Here is a 24,360-nt window from a genome sequence, read left to right as displayed (position 1 = left end):
CACAACGAACGCGCCGACATTCCCGATCAGGCGAGAAGCTGCTGCCAGCCGGTTCCCGCGGCGTGCTCGAAGACGAGGTTCGTCTCGGTGTGCGCGACGGCGGGGTGGCCGGTGAGGTACTGAACGACGAATTCCCTGAGATCGGCCGTGCTGCGCGCCGCGACGTGCATCAGGTAGTCGTCCCGTCCACCCATGTGGAACATCGAGAGCACCCCTGGCCACGTCGGCGCCTCGCGCCGGAACTTTTGGATGTCGGCTCTGTTGTGCTGGGCAAGCTGAACGGCGATGAGCGCCTGGAGCGGCGCACCGAGCACAGCGAGGTCGATGTCGGCGTGGTACCCGACAATGTGACCGGACTGGTGCAGTCGCCGGAGGCGGAGCGACACCGTCGACTCGGCAAGACCGAGATCCGCGGCCAACTGTGAACCCGATGCACGGGCATTGCTCGACAGGGCGCGCAGAAGTGCGCGATCTGTACTGTCAAGCGGGGGTTTCTTCGATTCCATGGGGTGATCCCTCGTGGTACGTGCACCATCTGCGACGATTTGCCGGTTCTCTCATCTTAGATGGGCCGTCTCCGGGTGGATGATCGACGAAGGTGCCTTTGAGCCGCACCCTGGCGTGGCGCGCGCGGCTCACCCGCAGGCGATACTGGCTCAGGCGAAGCTGCCGCAATAGGCTCAGCCCATGGTCATCCTCATCACGATCGCCGCAACCCTCTCCGCCGCGGTCCACTTCCTCATCTTCTACTGGGAATCAGTCGCGTGGACGCGGCCCGCCGTCTGGAAGCGGTTCGGGCTCAGAAGCGCTGAAGACGCCGAGACCACCAGAGCGCTGGCGTACAACCAGGGCTTCTACAACCTCTTCCTCGGCATCGGTGCCCTCATCGGCTCGATCATGTATGGCATTGGCCGGGCAGACGCCGGTTTTGCGCTGGGGATCTTCTGCGTCGCGAGCATGCTCGCCGCCGCCATTGTGCTCGTGACGAGCGGGAAGGGCCGACTGTCGGCCGCGGTCATTCAGGGGATCTTCCCGCTCATCACGGTTGTGCTCTACATCACCAGCTGGGTGACGGAGCACTGATCGGAAAACAGTGACTACGCCGGTTCGGCGACTATCGAGTACACGTCGTAGCCCGTGAGCCGGTCCCGGCCGCCCAGCCCATCGAGTTCGAGCACGAGTCCTACGCCGCCAACGACGTAGCCGGCCCGCTCGACCAGCCGGGCCGCAGCGACGGCACTTCCACCGGTGGCGAGGACGTCATCGACGATGAGCACCCTGCTCCCGCTGGCGATCTGTCCTGGCCGGATTTCAAATGTCGCCGTCCCGTACTCAAGGTCGTAGGTCTCCGACAGCACGTCGCCGGGAAGTTTGCCTTCCTTGCGGATCGCGACCAGGGGAACGTGCCCGGCGTACGCGAGCGCAGCGGCGAGCAGGAAACCCCTGGCCTCGAGGCCAGCGACCGCGTCGTACCCACCGGCGAATCGGGAGGCGAGGTCATCGATGATCGCGGTGAAGGCATCCGCGTCGGCGAAGACGGGCGTGAGGTCACGAAACACGATCCCCGGCTTCGGAAAGTCGGGGATCGTGTCGCTCAGCTCGAGAACGAGGTCTGAAACGCTCAAACTCTACTTCACGCCAAGCAGGTCGATGACGAAGACGAGGGTCTGGCCGGAAAGCGGGTGTCCGCTTCCTGCAGCGCCGTACGCCAGTGCGGGCGGAACCGTGAGCTTGCGGCGACCGCCGACCTTCATGCCGGGGATGCCTTCCTGCCAGCCACGGATGAGGTTGGACAGGGGGAAGTTGATGGGTTCGCCACGGCTCCAGGATGAGTCGAACTCTTCGCCGGTGTCATAGCTGACGCCGAGGTAGTGCACGTTGACTGTCGACGAGCTCTTGGCTTCGTCTCCTTCGCCGACGGTGATGTCGACGATCTCGAGTTCGGAGGGAGCCGGCCCCTCCGGTGCGTCGATTTCGGGCTTGGTGTTCTGCGATTCGGTCATAGAACAATACAACCGCGTCAGAGTGCGCGCGTCAAAGCGGGTGGGGGGCATTGAAGCTCACGTCATCGAGCGCTAATGCGGAAATAGTGCTTGCAATACAGCCATGCCGGGTGCATCCTGAACCTAAGAGAACTCATCGCCCCGTCGACTCGCCGGCAGTGCCGCAGCACGGGGCGATGGGTTTTTTCTGTGCCGGTCGTCGGGCAATTACGGCCCGAGCAGCACCTGGCGGTCGCCGGCAACAGCGACGAGGAGTTCCTGCTCTGTCTTGCGGTTGACGAGGTCATTGCGCCCGGTGATGATCCGCTGCCTGGTGAATGCCAGTCGGGTGGCATCGTTGATGAACTGCTTCATGACGACGGCCTTGTTTCCCGGCAGCGTGCGCGCCCACGACATGGCCTGCCTGCGCCCTGTCGCTGACGCGAGCATCTGCACTTCCGCCGGCACGAACCACCCGGCGGCGGCGTACTCGCTGAGCCTCGCTGCGGTGAGACGGGCCTCGTGCCTGCGCATCAGGATGGTGATCACGATGAGAATCACGAAAATCGGCACCTGGATCAGCACGTAGTACATGGCATACGACTCGAGGGAACTGACAACGAAGAGGGAACCGTTCCACAGCGCGTGAAGTGCGATGGCACCCGCGAGGCCCAGAACGAACCAGCCGATCAGCATCCTGCCTCCACGCAGAGCCGCCATGCCTATCGCCAGTCCGGTGATGGCGGTGAAGGTCACGTGGGCGAACGGCGCGAGGATCGCCCGCATGAAGAACGTGGCGCCCAGCTCGCCGAGCCCACCCTCGACGAGCGCGACGGCGAAGTACTGGATGTTCTCGGTGAACGCGAATCCCGCGGCGATGATTGCCGCGTAGACGAGGCCGTCGACGGGGCCGGTGAAATGCTTGCGCGTCGCGAAAAACAGGATGAGCACGCCGATGCCCTTGGCTGTCTCTTCGACAACCGGTGCCTGCAGGGCAGCCTGAAGGAATGTCGGGGTGCCCTGCCCTGTCGTCGCCATCGCGGCGATCTCGATGGTGAGCCCGACGATGAGGGCGATCGCGACCGAGGCAGCTGCACCCCAGAGAAAACCGAACAACAGCGCGAGCCGGGGTTCCGGTTCCCACCTGTCGACCCAGCGGATCGCCCACAGCACGACGGCAAGCGGCACGAGGGCGATCAGGAAACCAACGAGGGTGGCTGCGGGCCCGAGGAAGATTACGAAGTAGCCGAGCACAGAGAAAAGCAGCAGGGTCAGGACGGCGACGGCGATGACGCCGACCACGGCAACCGCCGGCGTGCGCGACACCGGCTGTGTCCACACGGGCTGAACCCAGGACTCAGGGGCGACGGGTTGGGCGTAGGTCGGCTGGCCGAATCCGCCCGGCGTGGAGTACGCAGAGCCGGTATAGATCTGCAGCGGGCGATGGCCCTTTGCTTCGTGACCGCGCGCGCGATTGTCTGGAGTGTGCCGGTGTCCGCCAGGAAACTCGTTCGCCATTGGATCAGATTACTGGTTCCCGCGCTTACGAAATGAACCGCGGCGGGGTCCACTACCCTGAGAATGTGAGATTTGCACACCTGATCGATGACGCCCATCCCAGTGCCCCCGGCACGCCCGCTGCTCGACTGGCTGTGATCTCCGGGGACGGTGCGCTCTTCCTCGACGAGATCCTCGACGACGCTCCCGTCGATCTACAGCATCTCCTCGAACGGGGCGATGCCGAGCTGGCGCGGGTGAAGTCTCACTCAGACGCCGCGCTCGCCCAGGGAGTAGGGCTCACACCGGTGTCTGAACTCACCCACGCGTCGGCCGTTCTGCGCCCGCCGCAGATCATCGCCATCGGTCTCAATTACTCGGCCCACTCCAGTGAACTCAACGTCAAGGCCGACGCCGCCCCGACCGTGTTCTCGCTCTGGCCCAACTCCCTCTCCGGACACGGAGCAACGACCAGCTGGCCGCGGGCACTGAGCGAGTCGATCGATTATGAGGCGGAGCTCGGCGTCATCATCGGCAGGCACGCCAAAGACGTTTCAGAGGCGGATGCCCTTGACTACGTTTTCGGTTACACGGTCGTCAACGACATCACAGCCCGCGACATCCAGTTCGCCGAGACCCAGTGGAGCCGCTGCAAGTCGTTCGACGGCTTCACGCCGACGGGACCCACCGTCGTTACCCGCGACGAGATCGCCGATCCGCAGGCCCTCCACGTCACGACGACGCTCGACGGGCACCTGATGCAGGATTCGACAACGGGCCTGATGGTGCGCAGTGTCGCCAAACTCATCGCCCACCTGTCGCGATCAGCAACCCTGTTGCCTGGCACTCTGATTTCAACGGGCAGCCCCGGCGGTGCCGGATACTCCCGGGAGCCGCAGGTCTTCCTTCGCGACTGGTCGACGGTCACCGTCGCCGTCGAGGGTGTCGGAGCCCTCACCACGCACTGCCGGATGACCTGATCGGCTGCTCCCCGGCCTCACCGGCGACAGCACTGGCCGGCTTCAGCACTGACCGGCAATAGGCTCGACGGCATGAACATGCGCGAGCTCAGCCAGGACGACATCGACCTCATCGCCGAGGCAACGGCCGTCATCGACGCCAACGCGGATGCTGAGTCCGGGGTACACACGGTCGGGGCGGCTGTGAGAGACGTCACCGGCCGCGTGCACCGTGGCGTCAACCTGTACCACTTCACCGGCGGGCCCTGCGCTGAACTCGTTGCCCTCGGGGCGGCGCGCAGTGCGGGCGCCCGTGATCTGGTGACCATCGTGGCGGTGGGCGACGCCGGGCGCGGAGTGAAGGCCCCCTGTGGGCGCGACCGGCAGGTGCTCGCGGACTATCACCCCGGCATCCGGGTTATCGTCCCGACGCCGGTGGGGGTTCGGAGCGTCGCCATCGCGGAACTCCTCCCCTTCGCCTTCGACTGGGTCGAAGAGCAGGCTGCGAGCCAGTGATGGGCGCAGCGAGCGGGTCAGGCAATCAGCGGCCCGGTCAACCAGGCGCGTAGGCGGGTCAGACCCGCTCGGTGCCCTCGACCGCCGTTGTGAGCTCTTCTCCGACCGGGTGCGGGTGAGTGGGCCCATCGATGATCGGAATCGCCATCGTGACCACCTCGAGTCCGGAGAGTCTCGCCGGCGAGAGCTGCCTGGTCACCTCTTCGCGCGTCATCAACGCCGACTCGACCACGAGATCGGCGATGTTCCTCCTCGTCAGGAGCGCGGTCTTGGCGAGGGCAGCTGCCGCTGAGTACCCGATGTACGGGGTGAGGGCAGTGATCACGCCGACCGACGAGCCGACCATCGTCTCCAGTCGCTCGAGGTTGGCCGTGATGCCGTCGATGCAGTTGACCCGGAGCGTGTGGCACGCCTGGGTCATCCAGGTGATGCTCTGCAGCAATGAGTGCGCGATCACCGGTTCGAACGCGTTGAGCTGCAGCTGCCCGGCTTCGGCGGCCATGGTCACCGTCATGTCCGCGCCAACCACCGAGAACGCGACCTGGTTGACGACCTCGGGAATGACCGGGTTCACCTTGCCTGGCATGATGCTCGATCCGGCCTGGACCGGCGGCAGGTTGATCTCGCCGAACCCGGCCTGAGGGCCGCTGGAGAGAAGCCTGAGGTCATTGCAGATCTTCGACAGCTTGATCGCCGAACGCTTGAGGGTTCCGCTGAACGACATGAATCCCCCGGCATCGCTCGTCGCCTCGATGAGGTCAGGCGCGGTCTCGAGGCTGAGTCCGGTGATCCGGTTCAGGTGCTTGACGGCAGCGGCCGCGTACCGGGGATCCGCTGTGATGCCCGTACCGATTGCTGTCGCCCCGAGGTTGATCTCGGCAAGCAGCCACCGAGTCTCGTTGAGCCGCGCGTGGTCTTCACCGAGCGTCGTCGCGAACCCGTGGAACTCCTGGCCGAGCGTCATCGGAACGGCGTCCTGCAGCTGCGTGCGTCCGACCTTGAGGACGTGGCGGAACTCCGCGGACTTCCGGGTGAACGACTCCTTGAGGTATTCGAGCTCGTCGAGCAGGGTTTGCAGCGAGAACGACAGGGCGATCTTGATCGCGGTCGGGTACACGTCGTTTGTCGACTGACTGCGGTTCGTGTGATCGATCGGCGAGAGGTAGCTGTATTCGCCCTTGGGCTTTCCGGCGATCTCGAGGGCCACGTTGGTGATGACCTCGTTGGCATTCATGTTGGTCGACGTTCCTGCGCCACCCTGGATAACCCCAACCACAAACTGGTCGTGGAACTCGCCGTCGATGATGCGCTGGCACGCCCGGTCAATGAGGGCGCCCTTCTCGGCACTCAACGCACCAAGCTCGACATTCGTGCGGGCCGCTGCCTGTTTGACACTCGCGAGGGCCTCGACGAGATCGGGATAGACGGAGATCGGCCGCTTCGAGATCGGGAAGTTCTCCAGCGCTCGCGCGGTGTGGATGCCCCAGTATGCGTCGGCGGGAATCTCCAGTGATCCGAGTGAATCCGTCTCCGTCCGCGTCTGGCCTGGTGCATTCACCGTGAACCCCTTTCCGCTTTCGTCGTCGATCGTCATTCCGCGTGTGGCGGCGTTGCTGATTCTCACTGTGTGGCTCCATCGCCTGTGTCGTGTGCTTGTGGCCGGACAGTTTCGACTGTACCCGCTTCTGGCTGCCCGGAAGCTGGCCGAACTGGCATCCGAATGCCGCACGCGCGCCGGAATGGCACGGAGCGCTCGCGGCGCCTGCGGGCCGGGTGGCTATCGCTTGCGTGAGAAGGCTTCGACGCGTTCCTCGGGCGAGAGCGCCTCCATCTCGGCAATGAACTCAGCGTTGAAGGTGTCTGCTGTCTCGAAGTCGCCGATCGGAACCACCGAGTGCGTGATTTGCTCGTCGTAGACGTGCACCAGGTTGAACGATTGTCCGCCGTTCATACCGTTGGCCTCGCGCGGCGGGCGGGAGAGGTTCATCGTGTAACACGTCGCAGCGGCAACTGACACCGGCACATCGGCGAATGTCGAGCTGAGTGAGTAGTGGAGGTGCCCGGCCAGGATGGCCCTGACGTCACGGCCGGCGAGCACCTCGGCGAACGGGCGCTGGTGCCTGAGCTCGAGCAGATCGAACAGGGGCTGCGGAGCGGGGACGGGCGGATGATGCATCCCGATCACCGTTCCGAGGCGCGCGGGAACGTCGAGCACGGCGTCGAGCCAGTCCAGCTGCGCGTCGGTCAGCTCGCCGTGGTGGAAACCGGGAACACTCGAGTCAAGGCCGATGAACCGAAGTCCGCCCAGGTCCCAGACCCGGTCCACCGGGGCGTCGCTGGGCTCCTCGTCGAGAAGTGCTGAACGCATCGCACCACGTTCATCGTGATTGCCCATCAGCCAGATCACCTCGGCCCCGAGCCGCCGCGCGGCGGGCTCAACCCGCTCGCGGAGGCGAGCATAGGCATCCGTCTCACCCTCATCGGTGAGGTCTCCGGTGAACACAAGCGCCGATGGGCTGATGCCCATCGATTCGACCTGCTCCAGGGCCCGCTCGAGGTTGGACTCGGCCGGTAGATCTCCGTGGAGTGGTGCCCCGCCGCTCAGGAAGTGCGTGTCGCTGAGGTGAACGAGCACCTGCCGTGCCTTGGGGTACTGACCGAGCTGAACCATGGGCCCAGCCTAGTTCGGGCCGCGGACACAGCTCTGAAGATGTCACCCGGATGAAACACGAGAGCGGGCCGACCGTTCGGTCGGCCCGCTCTCGCAGACGTCGGGCCCTCCGGCCCGTCAGGTCGTCATCAGGCGAACAGCATCTCGATCGGTCCGCGCGCGAAGTAGACCACGAAGCCAAGCGCAACGATCCAGAGCAGCGGGCTGATCTCGCGTGCCTTGCCGCTGAGAGCACGGAGCACGACCCAGGAGATGAACCCGGCACCGATTCCATTGGCGATCGAGAACGTGAACGGCATGACCGCCACGGTGAGGAAGACCGGGAACGTGACGGAGAATTCCGTCCAGGCGATGTCCTTGATCTGGGCCATCATCATGGCGCCGACGAGGACGAGAGCCGCGGATGCAACCTCGCTCGGGACGATGCCGGTGAGCGGCGTCAGGAACATGGCCAGGATGAACAGCACACCGGTGATGATGTTGGCGAGCCCGGTGCGGGCACCCTCGCCGATGCCTGCGCCGGACTCGACGAAGACCGTGGCCGATGACGACGACGTTGCTCCACCGGCGACAGCACCGACACCCTCAACGATGAGCGCGGACTTGATGCGCGGGAAGTTGCCGTTTTTGTCGGCGACCCCGGCTTCCTTGCTCAGCCCGGTCATTGTCCCCATGGCGTCGAAGAAGTTCGTGAACACGAGGGTGAAGACGAGCATGAGTGCCGCGAGGACGCCGATCCGCTCAAAGGCACCGAAGTTGAACGCGCCGATGAGGCCGAGGTCGGGAGCGCTGAAGATCTGGGTGGGAAGCGCGGGAACGGTGAGGCTCCAGCCGCCAGGGTTCTCTCCGCCGTTGGACGCGCCGACCGGCCAGATGAGTTCGGTGATTACCGCGAGAACCGTGCCGACGAGGATAGCGATCAGGAGCGCACCCTTCACCTTGCGGGCGACGAGCACACCGCCGAGGAGGAGCGTGATCACGAAGATGAGGGTGGGGATCGTCGCGACTGAACCGTCGACTCCGAGCCCGACCGGCGGCGAGGCCTGGCCGGTTGACGTGACGAAGCCCGCGTTAACGAGCCCGATGAACGCGATGAAGAGACCGATACCGACGGTGATGCCGATCTTCAGCTGGATGGGCACCGCCTCAAAGATCAGCCGTCGAAGTCCGGTTGCGGCGAGGAGCACGATGAACACGCCGTTGATGACAACGAGTCCCATCGCTTCGGCCCAGGTGACCTGACCGACGACACTGAACGCGAGGAACGAGTTGATGCCGAGCCCGGCAGCGAACGCGAACGGCAGTCGGGCCACGAGGCCGAACAGGATGGTCATCACTCCGGCGGTAAGTGCCGTGACCGCGGAGAGCTGGGCGAAGTCGAGGGAGTTGCCGTCGACGTCCACTCCCCCGCTCAGGATGATCGGGTTGAGGATGACGATGTAGGCCATCGCCACAAACGTGACGAGGCCGCCGCGGATCTCACCGCCGAAGGTGGACCCTCGCTTCGTAATCTCGAAGAATCTGTCGACGCGGTCTTTGACGCTTGGCGCAGTTGAGGATGCCACTCAGGGGCCTTTCCGAACAGGAGAATGGGATGAAACCGGCTGGCGCCAGACACACGAGCCAGGAACGGGTGACCCGTGCACGCGTAACGCGCAGACTGCCAGTTTATTGCCAGCCTTGTGCTCGTCCGCGCACCCCGGTTATTTGCGAGTACGGTATCGCAAGGACCACGCCCGAAAATGAGACGAGATCGAATGAATTTACCCTGGACGCTGCACGGTGACGGTAAGGATGTCGGCGCGCGCGAAGTCGTCGCGCCACAGGAGCGACTGACCTGGCCACGCACGATAGGCCTCGGCGCCCAGCATGTCGTGGCCATGTTTGGCGCCACGTTCCTGGTCCCGATCCTCACCGACTTCCCGCCGTCGACCACACTGCTGTTTTCGGGAATCGGCACACTGCTGTTCCTCATCATCACCAAAAACCGCCTGCCAAGTTACCTCGGCTCGTCGTTTGCCTTCATCGCTCCGATCACCGTTGCGACAACAGCGCAGGGCATGGGAAGCGCGCTTTTCGGCATCGTCATCGTCGGCCTTCTGCTCGCACTCGTCGGACTTCTCGTGCAGTTCACCGGCATCGGCTGGATCAACGCGCTCATGCCGCCTGTCGTCGCCGGCGCCATTGTTGCCCTGATCGGGTTCAACCTCGGCCCTGCCGCCTGGAACAACTTCCAGCAAGCCCCGCTCACCGCGACGATCACGCTTTCAGCGGTGATTCTGGCATCCGTTCTTTTCCGTGGCATCCTCGGCCGGATGTCCATTCTCATCGGCGTGATCGTCGGGTACATCGCCGCGGTAGTTGCCGGTGAGATCGACTTCTCCAGTGTTGGCGATGCGGCCTGGGTGGGTCTCCCGCAATTCAGCAGCCCAGGCAACCCGTTCACCGACTCAGCACTCTGGGCGGTACTCCCCGCGTTCTTGCCGGTCGTGCTCGTCCTTGTCGCCGAGAACGTCGGACACATTCGGGGTGTCGCACAAATGACCGACGACCCCGCGATCAATAAACTCACCGGGCGGGGCCTCTTCGCCGATGGTCTCGCAACGGTCGTTGCGGGAATGGGCGGCGGTTCGGCAACCACAACATACGGCGAGAACATCGGTGTCATGGCCGCAACGCGCGTCTATTCAACCGCCGCGTACTGGGTCGCTGGCATTTTTGCCATCCTCCTCGGGCTCTCCCCGAAGGTCGGAGCGGTGATCAACACGATTCCTGCCGGGGTCCTCGGCGGGGTGACGACGGCGCTCTACGGCCTGATCGGAATCATCGGCGTGAAGATTTGGATCGACAACCGGGTCGACTTCTCGCTGCCGAAGAACCAGTTCACCGCGGCGATCGCCCTCATCCTCGGCATTGCCAACTACACCCTCCAGTTCGGAGATGTGATCTTCAACGGGATTGCGCTCGGAACCCTCGCGGCGATCATTGTCTATCACGTGATGAACTCCCTCGGTCGGCTCCGCGGGACCGGCTAAGACGCGACGCGCTGCGCACCGACAGAGCGCCACGCACAAAGCCCCCGGCCCCGACGCATCACGCGTCGGCGGCCGGGGGCTTTTGTCGTTGTGCTAGCTGTGCAGTGCGGGCACGATGAGGTAGATACCGAACAGTACTGCCGCGCCGCAGAGCGCGAAGCAGGTGTATGCGGCGATCTGGGCGATCCGCTTCTGCGTCGGCGACAGCGGATTCTTCCTGACGGCCTTGGCGGCCTTCTTCGCGGCCGACTTGATCTCGGCCTCGGTAAACACCGTGATTGCGTCGGTGAAGGTGGCCGGCGAGACGACGGGCACCCGGCCCGCCCGCACGAGCAACTTCAGCCCGAGAGAGTACAGGCCGACAACGACGACGGTGCCGGTGAGCGCCGCCAGCAGGACGATAACGAACCCCATCCAGTCGATCACTTGGTCACCTTCTTGATGTCGGGCTCTGGAGCAATCGAGACGGCTTCACCGGACGCTGCGACCTCGCTCACGACGTTGTGGTGGCCGACCTGGTCGCGGCGAGACCACAGGAAGATGAAAGCGATGGTACCGATGCCGACGACGGCATCAACGATGACACCCCACGTGCCGAGGTGCGCGACCAGGGCGGCGAGAGCGCCGACGATAGCAGCGGCGGGAAGCGTCATCAGCCAGCCGAGGCCGATCCTGCCCGCGGTTTTCCAGCGCACTGTCGAGCCGCGGCGGCCGAGCCCCGAGCCGATGACAGAACCGGAGGCAACCTGCGTTGTCGACAGCGCGAAACCAAGGTGGCTCGACGCGAGGATGGTTGCGGCGGTGCTGGTCTCGGCGGCGAAGCCCTGCGCCGGCTTCACGTCGGTGAGGCCGGTACCGAGGGTCTTGATGATGCGCCAGCCGCCAACGTAGGTGCCGAGAGCGATAGCGAGTGCACAGACGACCACAACCCAGAACTGCACGCCGTCACCCGGTGCCTGAAGGTTGACCGAGATGAGGGCGAGGGTGATGACACCCATCGTCTTCTGAGCATCGTTGGTGCCGTGCGCGAGGGCAACGAGCGAGGACGAGAAGATCTGGCCGTACCGGAAGCCCGAACGTCCGTCCGGCTTGCCGTCGTAACGGCGGGTGACGCCGTAGGCCAGCTTGGTGGCGATGAAGGCAATGAGCATGGCGGTGAGGGGGGCGAGGAGCGCCGGCAGGAGCACCTTGGAGGTGAGCACGCCGAAGTCAATGGCCCCGACACCAGCCCCGACGAGGGCGGCACCGATGAGCCCGCCGAACAGCGCGTGGGAGGAGCTGGACGGCAGTCCAAGCAGCCAGGTCAGCATGTTCCAGACGATCGCGCCGATCAGGCCGGCGAAGATGAGCTCCGGCGAGATCAGGACTCCACCTTCACCCTCGCGGATGATTCCACCCGAGATCGTCTTGGCGACCTCGGTCGACAGAAACGCACCGATCAGGTTGAGAATCGCCGCAAGCGTGACAGCCATCTTGGGCTTGAGAGCCCCAGTGGCAATCGGGGTCGCCATAGCGTTCGCTGTGTCGTGGAATCCGTTGGTGAAGTCGAAGAAAAGGGCAAGTGCTATAACAAGCACGATAATGAGGGTGATATCCACCGGCATAGTTCTCTGAGTAGGGACTCGCCCGGGCACAGGAATCCCTAAAAGTTCAGGAGGGATTCATGTGATCGAGGTTGCCAGTTGAGGGGCCGTAAACGATGATTACACCCCTCGATCCAGCCGTCAACTTGACACCCCCGTTTGGGCAAACGCTCAGCGACCCCCGCCGCCTCCGCCGCCTCCGCCGCCGCCGGAGAATCCACCACCGCTCGAACCACCGCTCGAGCTCGCTGTCGCGCTGGCGGACCACGGCGTCGACGCCCCGGACGAGGTCGCGAATGTACTCAGTCCCGCGGTGAAACCGTATGGCGAGAAGCCTGACCGACTCGAGTACCAGTCCGGATCGGTGCCGGTGGTCTCGTAGTACCTGCCCAGTTCTTCCGCCCATTCCTTCTCGATTCCCCACAGGACAGCGAAGGGAAGCAGCTTCTCGTAGAACTTGATCACCTCGACGGTGTCACCGGGGTTCACCGTGTCCTCGACCCTCACCCGTTCGGCACCCTCCGGGCTTTGGAGCATGGCGATCCGGTCCTTTTCGGCGAGCGCCAGGTACTCCCTGAGCCCCAGAAGGTAATCCTTCACCTCGGCCCCCTCGGGCGTGAGCGCTTTTTTCGATGAGACAGCGAGCAGCGTGCCGATCGCACAAATCAGCCCGATGACGAGCCCGAATCCCAGCCACGCATTGACCGCATACGACGCCACACCGACACAGAAGAGCGCGAACAGCACAGCGAAAACGGCGAGAGCGAACAGGGCGAACCAGCCGGCGCGCGGTACTTTACGTTTCACGCGGTAGCCGGCAGCGACCGAAGCATCCGTCGCTTTCGTCGTCATGGCCTGGAGCTTCTTGCTGAGCGTGGTGTTCGTTGCGCTGAGCGGCATGATCATGTTCGGACGCCTTGTTGCGCCGAACAGGGCGTCGAGCGCCTCGAGATCGGCGCCCGATGCGCCGGCGTCCGTGAGGAACTGGATGCGGTACTCGCGTTTCTTCGCGCCGAGCTTCGACGACTCGCCATCGTCGAGAATGCGGATGTTTCTCCTCACCGCGAGGCTCAGGAACAGGGCAGGGATGGCCTTCGTTATCTTGCCGATCAGGTCGGCGGCCACCACGATGTCCACGCCGCCTGGCACCGTGTACTGCGGGACTATGGTTCCTCGCCCTGGCGCATCCCTGACGTTTCGCCGCCTGGTGAAGACGGCGGCGATAAGACCGATCAGTCCTGCGCCGGCGATCCCTGCTGGGACCACGGTGAAGACGGGCCAGGTCGATGGGATCTCCGGCGTGACGAAGGTACCTGGTTCAAAGCCGATGGCTACAGTGAACGTTTCGTGCGGAGCGAGTCCGGTGACGGGCGAGGCGAACTCGACGGTCCCGTCCGTCGCCGTCTCTTCGAGCTCACACCTGTCGGTCGATCCCTGGGGACCCGTGTAGCAGGCTGCAGCGCCCGTCAGCTCGCTCGCCAGTTCCTCCGGCACGACGACCCGCATCTGCGCCTCGGTGAAGGGCTGGTTCCAGCCCGTTCCCGGTGCATCCCAGTAGAACTCGTCAGCGTCAGTGTCTGCGAACGCCCGGACGGCATCCTTCTGGGTGTACTCGATCACGTAGGTCTGGGTGCCACGGACGTAATCGTCAGTACCGAGCGCGAGGAGGATGAACCCGTCTTCGGTTTCGGAGTCGTCGAACTCGACCGGGTTGCCGGCGGCATCCGTCACCGACTGGATCTCGGTGTGCAGGTTGACGCCAAGGTATCCCTCGGGAATCGCCCGGATGATGCCCTTGTTCTGGTCGAACTCGGGAAACTCGGCGACGAACGTCTCGACGGCGGTGAGCGTTGAGTTGCCGTTGTCGTCCCTGCCGAGCGTGTACTCACCGTCGAACGAACTGAAGGTGAAGTCGTCGACATCCGAGCGGATGCCTGTAGCCGCCTGCTGCGGCACGGCGGCGGTCGCGGGGATCCCCGCTGACATCACCAGCGCCCCCGTGACGGCGAGAAATACCGCCGCGCGGCGGGCGAACCTGGAACGGACTGACTGTCGGGACGGCGATGTCGGCTGGAGCGTCATGCCACCAGCCTAGAAGACGGGCATCCCCGCTCACGCCCAGGATCCGCGACGTCCGGAAACGTCGCGGACCCGCCCCTACATCTCTTCGTGGGTGTTCGGGTCGCCGCCGAACAGTCGCCCGTTCTCGCGCCCGAGTGCGGTAATCGCGGCGAGTTCCTCGGCGGACAGGTCGCCACCGGGGAGTGAGAAGTTCTCCAGCTGCCGCTCGCGGTTTCCTGACTTCGGCAGCGGGACTGTGCCGCGCTGCGTGTGCCAGCGCAGGATGACCTGCACCGGGGTGATCCCGTGTTCGCGAGCGATGTCGACGACGACCTCGTCCTTGTACGGCGCCGCGCCTTTTCCAAGCGGGCTCCAGGCCTCAGTGACGATGCCGCGCTCGGTGTGGAATTCGATGAGGGGCTCCTGCGGGAAGTACGGGTGCACCTCGATCTGGTTCACCGCGGGGAGCACACCCGTCTCGGCGCCAAGCCGTTCGATGAACTCCTGAGTGAAGTTCGACACACCGATACTGCGAACCCGGTGGTCCCTCTGCAGTTGCACCATCGCCTTCCAGCTCTCGGCAAACTTCCCGACCGACGGGTTCGGCCAGTGAATGAGATAGAGGTCGATGGTGTCGACGCCGAGCGCGCTGGCAGAGGCATCGAACGACCGCAGGGTCTCGTCGTAGCCGTGGTCGCGGCCCGGCAGCTTCGTTGTGAGCGTGATCTCCGATCGAGGTACAGAGGTCTCCGCGATCGCGCGGCCGACAGCATCCTCATTGCCGTAATTCACAGCGGTGTCGATCAGCCGGTAGCCGATTTCGAGAGCGGATGCCACGGCATCCGTCGCCTCCTGACCCTTCAGCGGGTAGGTGCCGAATCCGATTCCTGGAAGCTGGTTGCCGTCATTGAGCGTGAGCGAGCGGAGAGAAGTCATGTGTCGACCCTATGCCCGGGTGATGCCCGGTAGCGTGGAATCATGCCTGATATTTCCGCACCTCGCGCTGCACCTCGCGCCGCGAAGCGCCCCACCGAACGGACTCACCACGGCGATACAGTCGTCGACGACTACGAATGGCTGCGCGACAAGAGCAACCCCGAGGTGATCGCCCACCTCGAAGCCGAGAACGCCTGGACCGATGCGCAGACCGCGTCACTCGCTCCACTCAGGCAGAGGATCTTCGAGGAGATCAAGGGACGGACCCTCGAGACCGACCTCAGCGTTCCCGTGCGTGAGGGCGACTGGTGGTACTACTCGAGGAGCATCGAGGGCAAGGAGTACGCCCTGCACTGTCGGGCGCCCATCACAGACCCGCTCGACTGGACGCCGCCGACCCTCACCCCCGGCGTCGACGTCGCCGGTGAACAGGTGCTGCTCGACGGCAACGTCGAGGCCGATGGGCACGAGTTCTTCTCGCTCGGCTCGTTCGACGTCTCGCTCGACGGCCGGCTGCTGGCCTGGGCCGTCGACACCGAGGGTGACGAGCGGTACACCCTCCGGATCCGTGACCTGGTGACGGGCGTCGACCTGCCGGACGAGATTCCCAACACCTCACACGGCGCGACCTTCTCCCCCGACGGCGCCCACGTGTTCTACACGACGGTTGACGAGTCCTGGCGACCGGACACGCTCTGGCGGCACGAGGTCGGCACGGCGTCGAGCGCCGATGTCGTCGTGCTCTCCGAGCCGGACGAACGGTTCTGGGTCGGCGCCGGAGTCACCCGGAGCGCGAAGTACATCATCATCGTGGTCTCCTCGAGCGTCACCAGCGAGTGGCTCATCCTCGATGCTGCTGACCCGACCGCCGAGCCGCGGGTGGTCTGGGAACGCCGGGACGAGGTTGAGTACTCCCTCGAGCACGCCGTGATCGGCGGCGAGGACTGGTTCCTCATCCTTCACAATGACGGTGCCCCGAACTTCGAGCTGGTCGCTGTGCGCCCGGATGCCGTCGGCACCGGCCCGGCGGACGCCATCGTCGTGCGTGAACACAGCGCCGAGGTCAGGCTGGAGGATGTCGAAGCGTTCGCCGGCCACCTCGTGTTCGGTTACCGGCGGGCGGGGCTCAGCCAGCTCGGCATCGCGACCCTGGACGGGGTCGACTCCCCCGCTGCTCTCGCCGTCGACGAGGTGCCGTTCACCGAACCGCTGTACACCGTCGGGTCGTCGAGCAACCCCGAGTGGACGCAACCGACGGTCCGATTCGGGTTCGGCTCACTGGTCACACCCGCGACGGTGTTCGACCTCGACGTACGCACCGGTGAGCTCGCCCTGCTCAAGCAGCAGCCGGTGCTCGGCGGGTACGACCCGCTCGACTACGAACAGAAACGCGAGTGGGCGGTCGCCGACGACGGGACACGGGTCCCCGTTTCGCTGGTCTGGAAGAAGGGAGCGGCCCACCCCGGTCCGCTCGAGCTCTACGGGTACGGCTCCTACGAGGCGAGCATGGACCCGGCGTTCTCGGTGGCGCGGCTGAGCCTGCTGGACCGAGGCGTCACCTTTGCCATCGCGCACGTCCGTGGCGGTGGCGAGCTGGGCCGCGCGTGGTACGAGAACGGCAAGACGCTGGCCAAGAAGAACACGTTCACCGACTTCGTCGCGTGTGCACGTCATCTCGTTGCCGAGGGGTACACCACTCCGGAGCGGATGGTCGCTGAGGGCGGAAGCGCGGGAGGCCTGCTCATGGGCGCCGTCGCCAACCTTGCCCCTGAACTCTTCGCCGGCATCCTTGCCGCTGTTCCCTTTGTCGACCCGCTGACCAGCATCCTCGATCCTGATCTTCCGCTCACCGTCATCGAGTGGGACGAATGGGGAAACCCGCTTGAGGACGCCGGAGTCTACGAGTACATGAAGTCGTACTCGCCGTACGAAAACGTGCGGGAGGGAGTCGATTACCCGCAGATCCTCGCGGTGACGAGCCTCAACGACACGAGGGTGCTCTACGTTGAGCCAGCGAAGTGGGTGGCCCGCCTGCGCGAGGTGGGCGCGCCGGCACTACTCAAGATCGAGATGAGCGCGGGTCACGGCGGAGTCAGCGGCCGGTACAAGGCCTGGCACGAGCGCGCTTACGAGCTCGCCTGGCTGCTCAAGGTGCTGGGTCTGGCCGACTAAACGCCGAACGCTGCACTTCCATGCTCAAGCTGCAGATGTTTCTGCAGCGCGGGCATGGAAGTGCAGCGTTCGCGAGGATGGCTGAACCGAGACGTACGGCTTAGCCGAACAGGATTGCGGCCTCGTCGTAGCGCTCCTGAGGCACCGTCTTCAGCCCGCCGAGGGCATCCTCGAACGGAACGTTGACGATATCGGTGCCGCGCAGCGCGACCATGGTGCCCCACTCCTTCTTCATGACGGAGTCGATGGCAGCCATGCCGAGGCGGGTGGCGAGCACGCGGTCGTACGCGCTCGGTACGCCACCGCGCTGGAGGTGCCCGAGCACCGTGGCGCGGGACTCGATACCTGTACGCTCCTCGATGATGGGGGCGAGCACGTCAGCGATTCCGCCGAGGCGGGGACGGTTGAACGCGTCGAGCCCCTTCTCGGAGTGAGCGCTCTCCATGGTGTCGAGCGTGAATCCCTCTGAGACCACGATGACCGGGGCGCGGCCGCGGTCTCCGACGCTCTTCGCCCACTCGCAGATCTGATCGATCGACTGAGGCTGCTCCGGGATGAGGATCGCGTGGGCGCCTGCTGCCATGCCGGAGTGCAGCGCGATCCAGCCGACGTGGCGTCCCATGACTTCGACGACCATGCAGCGCTTGTGTGACTCACCAGTGGTGCGCAGCCGGTCGATCGCCTCGGTGGCGATCTCGACGGCGGTGTCAAAGCCGAACGAGTAGTCGGTGGCATCGAGGTCGTTGTCGATGGTCTTCGGCACTCCGACGATCTGGAGTCCGGCATCCGTCAGCCGCTTCGCCGCCGCGAGAGTGCCCTCTCCACCGATCGCGATGAGCGCGTCAATCCCGAGCCTGTCGAGTGTCGCCTGGACGTTCTCGGGGCCGCCGTGCGGGCCCTCGAACGGATTCGTGCGGCTGGTGCCGAGGATGGTGCCACCCTGCTTGCCGAGGCCGCGCACGCTGTGCCGGTCGAGCGGCATGGTCAGTCCCTCGACGACACCCTTCCACCCATCGCGAATTCCGATGAACTCCTGGTTGTGGATCTTGGTGCCTTTCAGCACGGCTCCACGGATGACGGCGTTCAGTCCGGGGCAGTCGCCGCCGCTGGTGAGTACACCAATTCTCATAGGGTTACGTTCCTCATACGGTAGATGGGGGAATGAAAAGAGCAGCGTCGTTGCTGCAATGAGGATAGCGTGAAGCACGCGCCGGGGTTTACCCGCCGGCGCCCGCGACCCGCAATAGACCGAGAACAGTAGCAAGAAAGCCCCACGAAATCATGAGCACAACGACCAGTTACATTCCCGAAGACGGCACCATCACGATGTTCTCAACGGAATGGTGCGGTTACTGTTCACGACTGAAGAGCCAGCTCGACAAGGCCGGAATCGGGTACACCGAAGTCAACATCGAAGAGGTCCCGGGAACTGCCGAGTTGGTCGCGAGCCTCAACGGCGGCAACCAGACGGTCCCGACGGTGATCTACCCGGATGGCACCTCGGCGACCAACCCGTCTCTCATCGCCGTCAAGGCTGCGCTCGGCGCCTGAGCGACGTTGTTCAGGTGTGCTCGCGCGCGGCTGAACAGCATCCGCTTCGAGAGCGCAAGGGGTAGCCTCGGCCGTCACCGTCGCCGTAGCCTCGAGCCATGACCGACGCACAGAACACCCCAAAGACCGGGCCGAACACGGAAAACACCGAGGGAACCGCGAACACCGCGACCTCGAACGACCCGCTGACCGATTTCTCGATTCCGCAGGACGCCGACATCGTCGCCGATGATGCCGCTGGTGACCCGGAGTCGCACGACTCGGGTTCCGGGTCGGTCGAGAACAACGCAACCGGCCACGACACGGCGTCAGACAATCCGAGCGGACAGTCCGACCGTGTTGCCGAGAATCCGGCCGTTGACGCGGCCACTCCTGCCGAAGCCGAGGAACTCGCACCAGACCCGGGCTAAACCCTCAATCAGCGGAACCCCGACCGCCGTTGGCCTAGCGCCTGCGGCGGTCTTCTGCGTGTGCGTCTGCCGGGGTGTCGACCTTGATCATCACACCGGCCGCGACGAACGGGATCGCCGCGATCAGCTGTGCAGCGAACCAGCCGTCACCGGAGAGCGGCAACGGGAACACCGGGTTCCACAGCACGATGATGGGCACGAGGACGATCAGCCACCAGTACTGCCTGCCCTGGATCGCGAACCAGCCGATGATCACCGCGAGGATGGTCACGGCGAAGTGCACCGCGATGAACCACGAGTCCTCGATGAACGCGACACCCGCCATCAGGACGATGGCGGCGAGGATGCCGGGGGCGAGGGCAGGCCTCGAGAATGTCGGTTCGGCAGGCCGTGCCTGTGGTTTCGCCACGATTACGCCGCCAGCGCGTCGCGCAGCAGCGCGACGAGAGCGTTGAGCTGGACGGAATCGCTCGTCGTGATCTCCTGGTCGCTGCCGTCGAGCGCCCGAGCCGCGAGGCCCTGCTTGCTGTCGATGAGCTCGGCGATCTTCGCGTCGATCGTGTGAGCAGCGATGATCCGCCACGCGGTCACCGGCTCGTCCTGGCCGATGCGGTGAACGCGGTCGATCGCCTGCGTCTGCTCCGCAGCGGTCCAGCTGAGCTCGGCAAGAACGACGTTCGACGCGGCCTGAAGGTTGAGTCCCACTCCCGCAGCGGTGAGCGAACAGACAGCAACGGCCACGTCCGGGTCGTTGTTGAAGGCATCGATCGCGGCCTGGCGGGCCGGAGTCGACTGGTCTCCACGGATCGACACCGTGCGGATGCCGCGGCCGGCGAAGACCTGCTCCGCTGTGTCCATGACGTCGATGTGCTTGGCGAAGAAGACGACCTTGCCCACCGAGTGAGCCAGCTGCGCCGTGTAATCGGCCGCGAGCACTGCTTTCGCCTGGCCGATTTTGCGCACCATGGTGAAGACGTTTTCCGCTCCCCCAGACGCCTTGGACTCGTCCAGTTCGCCCTGGGCAACGAGGCGCATGATGTCGGTGTCCGGTTCTCCGGCCAGCGACGCGCGTTCCCCGCGTGCCTCGATGATGCGACGGTACTTTGCGAGCAGCCGGGCGCCGAGTTCGCGCTCGGCGTCGCGGATGGAACGCCCGAGGTCGTCGTCGAGTTCGACGGGAAGATCGGCGATCATCTTCGACGGCAGGTCCTTGGCGACGTCGATCTTGCGACGACGGACGATGCCCATCTCGATGACAGCGCTGCGAGCCTCAGGGTAGAAGTCCCGGTCGGCCGGGGTGAGTCCGGTCTCCTCGAGCTTCGCCATGAGTTCCGGCGCCGGCTTGTCACCATCGACCCAGCCGAGGAACTGCCAAATGGCGTTGAAGTCCTCGACGTCGTTGATGAGCGGCGTACCGGTGAGCGCGAGCATCAACGGGTTGCCGCCCGGTGTCAGCTTGCGGATTCGCGACGCGAGCGAGAGCACGTGCTGTGAACGCTGCGAGTGCAGGTTCTTGATGAAGTGCGCCTCGTCGACGACCATGCCCTTGAACCCGAGGGTTCCCAGCCAGGCGAGGTGACGGTCGAGCACTTCGTAGTTGACGATGACGACATCGGCGAACGCATCGAGGTCGCGACCGTCACCGTGGATGACCGTTGCGCGGCGGTTCGGCGCCCAGCGCTCGACCTCTCGTGCCCAGTTCATCTTCACGACGTTGGGGACGACGGCGAGCAGCGGCCACGCGTCGGCGACGCTGGCGGCGAGGATCGACTGCGCGGTCTTGCCGAGCCCGGGCTCGTCGGCGAGCAGGAAGGTGCGGTGACCCTCCCGGACCGCTTCAACGAATCGGGCCTGGTGCCGCATGATCTCGCGACCCTTGGGAGAGAGCCTGTCGATCTTCGGCGCCTCGGGGAGTTCCATGCTCGCGGCTCGCCCGCCTGAGCCCTGTTCGAACGCCTTGTACAGCGGGCCCATCAGCTCCCAGTTGGAGAGCCGACCGCGAACGGGCTGCTTCACCTCCGGCTGGTCGAGGACCGGGGCGAGGAACGGATTGGCCATCAGCCTCGATTTCACGGACTGCGGGATGACCTGCTTCTCCGCGAGTTCGGCGGGAACTACGGGCTCAAGCACCGGCTTCGTTGTGGTGATGATCAGCTCATCGGGGCTCAATTCAGCGCCGGACTCGAGCAGCCAGTCGCGACGCAACTTCTGCGCAACCGGCGTGGTGGCGGCATCCGCTTCGAGCAGCGTGATGAGCGAGGTGTCGCGCGCGGCGGTCTTCGCAAGAATGGTCGCAACACCGTCGAGCCGCTTCAGCAGTTCGGCTCGCGTGCTGTCGCTGAGGGTGGTGTCGGCTTTGACCTTCGCCCGTTCCTCACGAACCAGGAACGCGATGACCTGGAACTTGGTCCGGTTGGTTGGCCCGACCTTGCCCTTCTGCGCCTTCGCTTCAACCTCGCGCACCTTGCGAGCGAGGATGGGGATGATCGGGGATTCGTCATCGTGTCGTGACGATGAACCGCGCGACGATGATGCGCGCGATGAAGATCCGCGGGTGGCCTGTCGGCCAGAACTGCGGCGTGTACCGGTGTGCGGCATGCTCCTCCTGAGCAGTCGAATGGCCAGGCGGATGCCGGTGGCCGAGACAGCGGGCGCCGATTACGTGACCAATCGACGCGAAGATGTTCATTGCGGATCGGCACACCCCACACGGCGGGCGCTCGCTCATTCTACGCCATGGAAGAGGTCAGCGTGGTGTGAATGAGCGCAGTCTGAGACTGTTGAGCACCACGAATACGCTCGAGAACGCCATGGCGGCGCCGGCGATGATCGGGTTGAGCAGCCCGAAAGCGGCGAGCGGGAGCGCAGCGACGTTGTAGGCGAACGCCCAGAACAGGTTGCCGCGGATGATAGCGAGCGTTTTTCGCGACAACTCGACGGCGTCGGCAACGCTTCCGAGGTCGGAGCGGACGAGCGTGATGTCTGACGCCGAGATCGCGGCATCCGTCCCGGAACCCATCGCGATACCGAGGTCAGCCGTCGCGAGCGCTGCCGCGTCGTTCACGCCATCGCCGACCATCGCAACACTGTGGCCCTCGCCCTGGATGCGCCGGATCTCGTCGACCTTTTGTTCGGGGAGCACGCCCGCGACGACACGATCGATACCGAGCTCACCGGCGACGACCCGGGCGGCGCGCTCGTTGTCGCCGGTCAGCAGGACGATGCTGAGTCCGAGTCGGCGCAGGCGCTCGACGGCGGCACGCGCTCCCGGCTTGACCGTGTCGGCCACCTCCAGCACGCCTCGAATTTCGCCATCCCAGCCGACCACCACCGCTGTCGATCCCGCGGATTCCGCCGCGGTGATGGCATCCGCAAGCCCACCGGGCACCGTGCAACCGTGTTCGGCGGCAAAGGCAGGCCGCCCGACGACGACCTCGGAGCCGTCAACGGTTCCCGTCACGCCGAGTCCCGCTGCGCTACGGAAGTCGGACACCGCCGGCGCCACCGCACGATGTCCATCGGTGCCCACGAGGTCCACTGCCCCGGCGACGATCGCACGGGCGATCGGATGCTCCGACGCGGCTTCGAGCGACGCCGCACGACCGAGCGCGGTTTCGTCGGTCGTCGTCACACGGGTCAGCGTCATGGTTCCCGTCGTGACCGTGCCCGTCTTGTCGAGCACGACCGTGTCGATTCGGCGCGCCCGCTCGAGCGCTTCAGGGCCTGTGATGAGAATGCCCGACTGCGCACCGCGACTGGTGCCGACGAGAAGTGCAACGGGGGTGGCGAGGCCGAGGGCGCAGGGGCACGCGATGATGAGCACGGCAACCGCCGCGGTGAATCCCGACGAGAGCGGGTTACCGGCGAGCACCCACCCCGCGAACACAGCAACGGCGAGGGCGATGACGATGGGTACGAAGACCGCCGAGATCCGGTCGGCCAGCCGCTGGGCCTGCCCCTTTCCCAGCTGGGCGGCTTCGACGAGGCGCGCCATCTGGGCGAGCCGCGTCTCGCTTCCGACCCGGGTCGCCCGGACGATGAGCCGCCCACCGCCGGCGATCGTGCCACCGGTCACCGCGTCGCCCGGCGCCACCTCGACGGGGACCGATTCTCCCGTGAGCATGCTGACATCGACGGCGGCAGAGCCGGACTCGACGATGCCGTCCGTGGCGATCGTCTCACCGGGACGGACGACAAACCGATCGCCGGTCGTGAGTTCGCCGACCGGGATCGTGGATTCCTGCGATCCGGACGGTCCGGAACGCAGCACCGTCACATCTTTCGCTCCCAGTTCGAGCAGTGACCGGAGCGCGTGCCCTGCCGCACGCCGAGAGCGCTGCTCGATGTAGCGACCGAGGAGAAGGAAGACGGTGACTCCGGCGGCTACCTCGAGATAGATGGTTCCCGACGGGTCGGCGTCCGGGGTGAACAGGCTGAACTCGTGCGTCGCTCCGGGCATTCCAGCCATGCCGAAGAACAGCGCCCAGAGCGACCAGAGGAATGCGGCCCCTGTGCCGAGCGTGATGAGGGTGTCCATGGTGAGCGTGCCATGGCGGAGGTTCAGCCAGGTCGCCCGATGGAAGGGGTATCCGCCCCAGATCACAACCGGGGCGGCGAGCGCGAGCGACACCCACTGCCAGTTCACGAACTGCCAGGCCGGAACCATCGCCAGCACCACGACGGGAAGCGTGAGGACAGCGCTCACGATAAGCCTGGTGCGAAGGGATGCCGGCTCCGCGCGGGCGGCAGGCCCGGCGAGCGGACGCTCTGGCACCAGCGTGGCCCCGTAGCCGGCGGACTCAACCGCCGTGACCAGCTGCTCGGCGGACACCGTGGCCGGAAAGTGGACGCTGGCTCGCTCCGTGGCGAGGTTGACCTCGGCGGTCACGCCGTCCAGCCGGGACAGGCGTTTTTCCACGCGAGCGACGCAACTGGCACAGGTCATCCCCGAAATTTCGAGCGTTGCGGTCTTCACTCTTCCACGGTA

22 protein-coding genes are annotated in these 24,360 nt (G+C 65.2%); 7 read left to right on the top strand and 15 right to left on the bottom strand.

What is annotated here, in order from left to right; translation table 11 throughout:
- Positions 1 to 26: 26 nt before the first annotated feature.
- Positions 27 to 506 (bottom strand): Lrp/AsnC family transcriptional regulator, encoded by a 480-nt coding sequence (locus AC1C2N_RS04245; protein WP_108390564.1) that lies wholly within the window; start codon positions 504 to 506, stop codon positions 27 to 29.
- 181 nt (positions 507 to 687) lie between these two features.
- Between AC1C2N_RS04245 and AC1C2N_RS04240 the strand changes: the two genes are divergently transcribed.
- On the top strand, positions 688 to 1,083 hold the full coding sequence (locus AC1C2N_RS04240; RefSeq protein ID WP_483405761.1) for a DUF1304 domain-containing protein: 396 nt from the start codon (positions 688 to 690) through the stop codon (positions 1,081 to 1,083).
- A gap of 14 nt (positions 1,084 to 1,097) precedes the next feature.
- On the opposite strand, the gene AC1C2N_RS04235 is transcribed toward AC1C2N_RS04240, so the two are convergent.
- The 3 genes from AC1C2N_RS04235 to AC1C2N_RS04225 all read right to left on the bottom strand — a co-directional run bounded on the left by AC1C2N_RS04235 (position 1,098) and on the right by AC1C2N_RS04225 (position 3,500).
- Positions 1,098 to 1,625 carry an adenine phosphoribosyltransferase gene (locus AC1C2N_RS04235; protein ID WP_483405760.1) on the bottom strand — a complete coding sequence of 176 codons (528 nt, stop codon included), beginning with the start codon at positions 1,623 to 1,625 and terminating at the stop codon, positions 1,098 to 1,100.
- Positions 1,626 to 1,628: 3 nt separating this feature from the next.
- A complete protein-coding gene (locus AC1C2N_RS04230; RefSeq protein ID WP_108390561.1) occupies positions 1,629 to 2,003 on the bottom strand; it encodes an FKBP-type peptidyl-prolyl cis-trans isomerase in 375 nt (124 codons plus the stop codon).
- A 207-nt stretch (positions 2,004 to 2,210) separates the two neighbouring features.
- Positions 2,211 to 3,500 (bottom strand): PrsW family intramembrane metalloprotease, encoded by a 1,290-nt coding sequence (locus AC1C2N_RS04225; protein ID WP_495432990.1) that lies wholly within the window; start codon positions 3,498 to 3,500, stop codon positions 2,211 to 2,213.
- Between the two features lie 65 nt (positions 3,501 to 3,565).
- On the opposite strand from AC1C2N_RS04225, the gene AC1C2N_RS04220 reads away from it, so the two are divergent.
- Together AC1C2N_RS04220 and AC1C2N_RS04215 are read left to right on the top strand one after the other, a co-directional pair.
- Positions 3,566 to 4,459 (top strand): fumarylacetoacetate hydrolase family protein, encoded by an 894-nt coding sequence (locus AC1C2N_RS04220; protein ID WP_495432989.1) that lies wholly within the window; start codon positions 3,566 to 3,568, stop codon positions 4,457 to 4,459.
- A gap of 72 nt (positions 4,460 to 4,531) precedes the next feature.
- Entirely contained in the window at positions 4,532 to 4,954 is a 423-nt protein-coding gene (locus tag AC1C2N_RS04215; RefSeq protein ID WP_495432988.1) for a cytidine deaminase family protein, read from the top strand.
- Between the two features lie 58 nt (positions 4,955 to 5,012).
- On the opposite strand, the gene AC1C2N_RS04210 is transcribed toward AC1C2N_RS04215, so the two are convergent.
- The 3 genes from AC1C2N_RS04210 to AC1C2N_RS04200 all read right to left on the bottom strand — a co-directional run bounded on the left by AC1C2N_RS04210 (position 5,013) and on the right by AC1C2N_RS04200 (position 9,190).
- A complete protein-coding gene (locus AC1C2N_RS04210; protein WP_495433079.1) occupies positions 5,013 to 6,548 on the bottom strand; it encodes an aspartate ammonia-lyase in 1,536 nt (511 codons plus the stop codon).
- 183 nt (positions 6,549 to 6,731) lie between these two features.
- Entirely contained in the window at positions 6,732 to 7,625 is an 894-nt protein-coding gene (locus tag AC1C2N_RS04205) for a phosphodiesterase (RefSeq protein WP_495432987.1), read from the bottom strand.
- A 128-nt stretch (positions 7,626 to 7,753) separates the two neighbouring features.
- Positions 7,754 to 9,190 carry an NCS2 family permease gene (locus AC1C2N_RS04200; protein ID WP_483405755.1) on the bottom strand — a complete coding sequence of 479 codons (1,437 nt, stop codon included), beginning with the start codon at positions 9,188 to 9,190 and terminating at the stop codon, positions 7,754 to 7,756.
- Between the two features lie 192 nt (positions 9,191 to 9,382).
- Here AC1C2N_RS04200 and AC1C2N_RS04195 point away from each other — a divergent pair, with 192 nt between their 5' ends.
- A complete protein-coding gene (locus tag AC1C2N_RS04195; RefSeq protein WP_495432986.1) occupies positions 9,383 to 10,660 on the top strand; it encodes a uracil-xanthine permease family protein in 1,278 nt (425 codons plus the stop codon).
- Between the two features lie 93 nt (positions 10,661 to 10,753).
- On the opposite strand, the gene AC1C2N_RS04190 is transcribed toward AC1C2N_RS04195, so the two are convergent.
- The 4 genes from AC1C2N_RS04190 to AC1C2N_RS04175 all read right to left on the bottom strand — a co-directional run bounded on the left by AC1C2N_RS04190 (position 10,754) and on the right by AC1C2N_RS04175 (position 15,240).
- Positions 10,754 to 11,086 (bottom strand): peptidase, encoded by a 333-nt coding sequence (locus AC1C2N_RS04190; RefSeq protein WP_495432985.1) that lies wholly within the window; start codon positions 11,084 to 11,086, stop codon positions 10,754 to 10,756.
- A complete protein-coding gene (locus AC1C2N_RS04185; protein ID WP_483405906.1) occupies positions 11,083 to 12,258 on the bottom strand; it encodes an inorganic phosphate transporter in 1,176 nt (391 codons plus the stop codon). The genes AC1C2N_RS04190 and AC1C2N_RS04185 overlap by 4 nt, the downstream gene beginning before the upstream one ends.
- 156 nt (positions 12,259 to 12,414) lie before the next feature.
- The gene (locus tag AC1C2N_RS04180) at positions 12,415 to 14,325 is read right to left on the bottom strand and encodes a DUF2207 domain-containing protein (RefSeq protein ID WP_495432984.1); all 1,911 of its coding nucleotides are present in this window, start codon (positions 14,323 to 14,325) and stop codon (positions 12,415 to 12,417) included.
- 75 nt (positions 14,326 to 14,400) lie between these two features.
- Positions 14,401 to 15,240: an aldo/keto reductase gene (locus AC1C2N_RS04175; RefSeq protein ID WP_483405751.1), complete on the bottom strand. Its 840-nt coding sequence runs from the start codon at positions 15,238 to 15,240 to the stop codon at positions 14,401 to 14,403.
- Between the two features lie 42 nt (positions 15,241 to 15,282).
- On the opposite strand from AC1C2N_RS04175, the gene AC1C2N_RS04170 reads away from it, so the two are divergent.
- The gene (locus AC1C2N_RS04170) at positions 15,283 to 17,412 is read left to right on the top strand and encodes a S9 family peptidase (RefSeq protein ID WP_495432983.1); all 2,130 of its coding nucleotides are present in this window, start codon (positions 15,283 to 15,285) and stop codon (positions 17,410 to 17,412) included.
- A 100-nt stretch (positions 17,413 to 17,512) separates the two neighbouring features.
- Here the strand turns inward: AC1C2N_RS04170 and AC1C2N_RS04165 are convergent, their stop codons facing one another.
- Positions 17,513 to 18,541: a 6-phosphofructokinase gene (locus AC1C2N_RS04165; protein WP_483405749.1), complete on the bottom strand. Its 1,029-nt coding sequence runs from the start codon at positions 18,539 to 18,541 to the stop codon at positions 17,513 to 17,515.
- Between the two features lie 152 nt (positions 18,542 to 18,693).
- Here AC1C2N_RS04165 and AC1C2N_RS04160 point away from each other — a divergent pair, with 152 nt between their 5' ends.
- Entirely contained in the window at positions 18,694 to 18,963 is a 270-nt protein-coding gene (locus tag AC1C2N_RS04160; protein WP_495432982.1) for a mycoredoxin, read from the top strand.
- Positions 18,964 to 19,061: 98 nt separating this feature from the next.
- Positions 19,062 to 19,373 (top strand): hypothetical protein, encoded by a 312-nt coding sequence (locus AC1C2N_RS04155; protein ID WP_483405747.1) that lies wholly within the window; start codon positions 19,062 to 19,064, stop codon positions 19,371 to 19,373.
- 34 nt (positions 19,374 to 19,407) lie between these two features.
- Here AC1C2N_RS04155 and AC1C2N_RS04150 read toward each other — a convergent pair whose 3' ends face one another.
- The 3 genes from AC1C2N_RS04150 to AC1C2N_RS04140 all read right to left on the bottom strand — a co-directional run bounded on the left by AC1C2N_RS04150 (position 19,408) and on the right by AC1C2N_RS04140 (position 24,348).
- A complete protein-coding gene (locus AC1C2N_RS04150) occupies positions 19,408 to 19,782 on the bottom strand; it encodes a DUF6804 family protein (protein ID WP_483405746.1) in 375 nt (124 codons plus the stop codon).
- 2 nt (positions 19,783 to 19,784) lie between these two features.
- Positions 19,785 to 21,971: a DEAD/DEAH box helicase gene (locus tag AC1C2N_RS04145; RefSeq protein WP_495432981.1), complete on the bottom strand. Its 2,187-nt coding sequence runs from the start codon at positions 21,969 to 21,971 to the stop codon at positions 19,785 to 19,787.
- Positions 21,972 to 22,119: 148 nt separating this feature from the next.
- Positions 22,120 to 24,348 carry a heavy metal translocating P-type ATPase gene (locus tag AC1C2N_RS04140; protein WP_495432980.1) on the bottom strand — a complete coding sequence of 743 codons (2,229 nt, stop codon included), beginning with the start codon at positions 24,346 to 24,348 and terminating at the stop codon, positions 22,120 to 22,122.
- Positions 24,349 to 24,360: the final 12 nt, after the last annotated feature.

The organism is Mycetocola sp. Y791, from assembly GCF_059445325.1.
This window is presented reverse-complemented; position numbering and strand designations above follow the sequence as displayed.

Bases quoted from the DNA above. Each gene is read 5' to 3' on its own strand.
- AC1C2N_RS04175 (WP_483405751.1), bottom strand. From the start codon at position 15,240: ATGACTTCTCTCCGCTCGCTCACGCTCAATGACGGCAACCAGCTTCCA.
- AC1C2N_RS04145 (WP_495432981.1), bottom strand. From the start codon at position 21,971: ATGCCGCACACCGGTACACGCCGCAGTTCTGGCCGACAGGCCACCCGC.
- AC1C2N_RS04165 (WP_483405749.1), bottom strand. From the start codon at position 18,541: ATGAGAATTGGTGTACTCACCAGCGGCGGCGACTGCCCCGGACTGAAC.
- AC1C2N_RS04225 (WP_495432990.1), bottom strand. From the start codon at position 3,500: ATGGCGAACGAGTTTCCTGGCGGACACCGGCACACTCCAGACAATCGC.
- AC1C2N_RS04195 (WP_495432986.1), top strand. From the start codon at position 9,383: ATGAATTTACCCTGGACGCTGCACGGTGACGGTAAGGATGTCGGCGCG.
- AC1C2N_RS04230 (WP_108390561.1), bottom strand. From the start codon at position 2,003: ATGACCGAATCGCAGAACACCAAGCCCGAAATCGACGCACCGGAGGGG.
- AC1C2N_RS04245 (WP_108390564.1), bottom strand. From the start codon at position 506: ATGGAATCGAAGAAACCCCCGCTTGACAGTACAGATCGCGCACTTCTG.
- AC1C2N_RS04240 (WP_483405761.1), top strand. From the start codon at position 688: ATGGTCATCCTCATCACGATCGCCGCAACCCTCTCCGCCGCGGTCCAC.
- AC1C2N_RS04170 (WP_495432983.1), top strand. From the start codon at position 15,283: ATGCCTGATATTTCCGCACCTCGCGCTGCACCTCGCGCCGCGAAGCGC.
- AC1C2N_RS04215 (WP_495432988.1), top strand. From the start codon at position 4,532: ATGAACATGCGCGAGCTCAGCCAGGACGACATCGACCTCATCGCCGAG.
- AC1C2N_RS04155 (WP_483405747.1), top strand. From the start codon at position 19,062: ATGACCGACGCACAGAACACCCCAAAGACCGGGCCGAACACGGAAAAC.
- AC1C2N_RS04160 (WP_495432982.1), top strand. From the start codon at position 18,694: ATGAGCACAACGACCAGTTACATTCCCGAAGACGGCACCATCACGATG.
- AC1C2N_RS04205 (WP_495432987.1), bottom strand. From the start codon at position 7,625: ATGGTTCAGCTCGGTCAGTACCCCAAGGCACGGCAGGTGCTCGTTCAC.
- AC1C2N_RS04180 (WP_495432984.1), bottom strand. From the start codon at position 14,325: ATGACGCTCCAGCCGACATCGCCGTCCCGACAGTCAGTCCGTTCCAGG.
- AC1C2N_RS04210 (WP_495433079.1), bottom strand. From the start codon at position 6,548: ATGACGATCGACGACGAAAGCGGAAAGGGGTTCACGGTGAATGCACCA.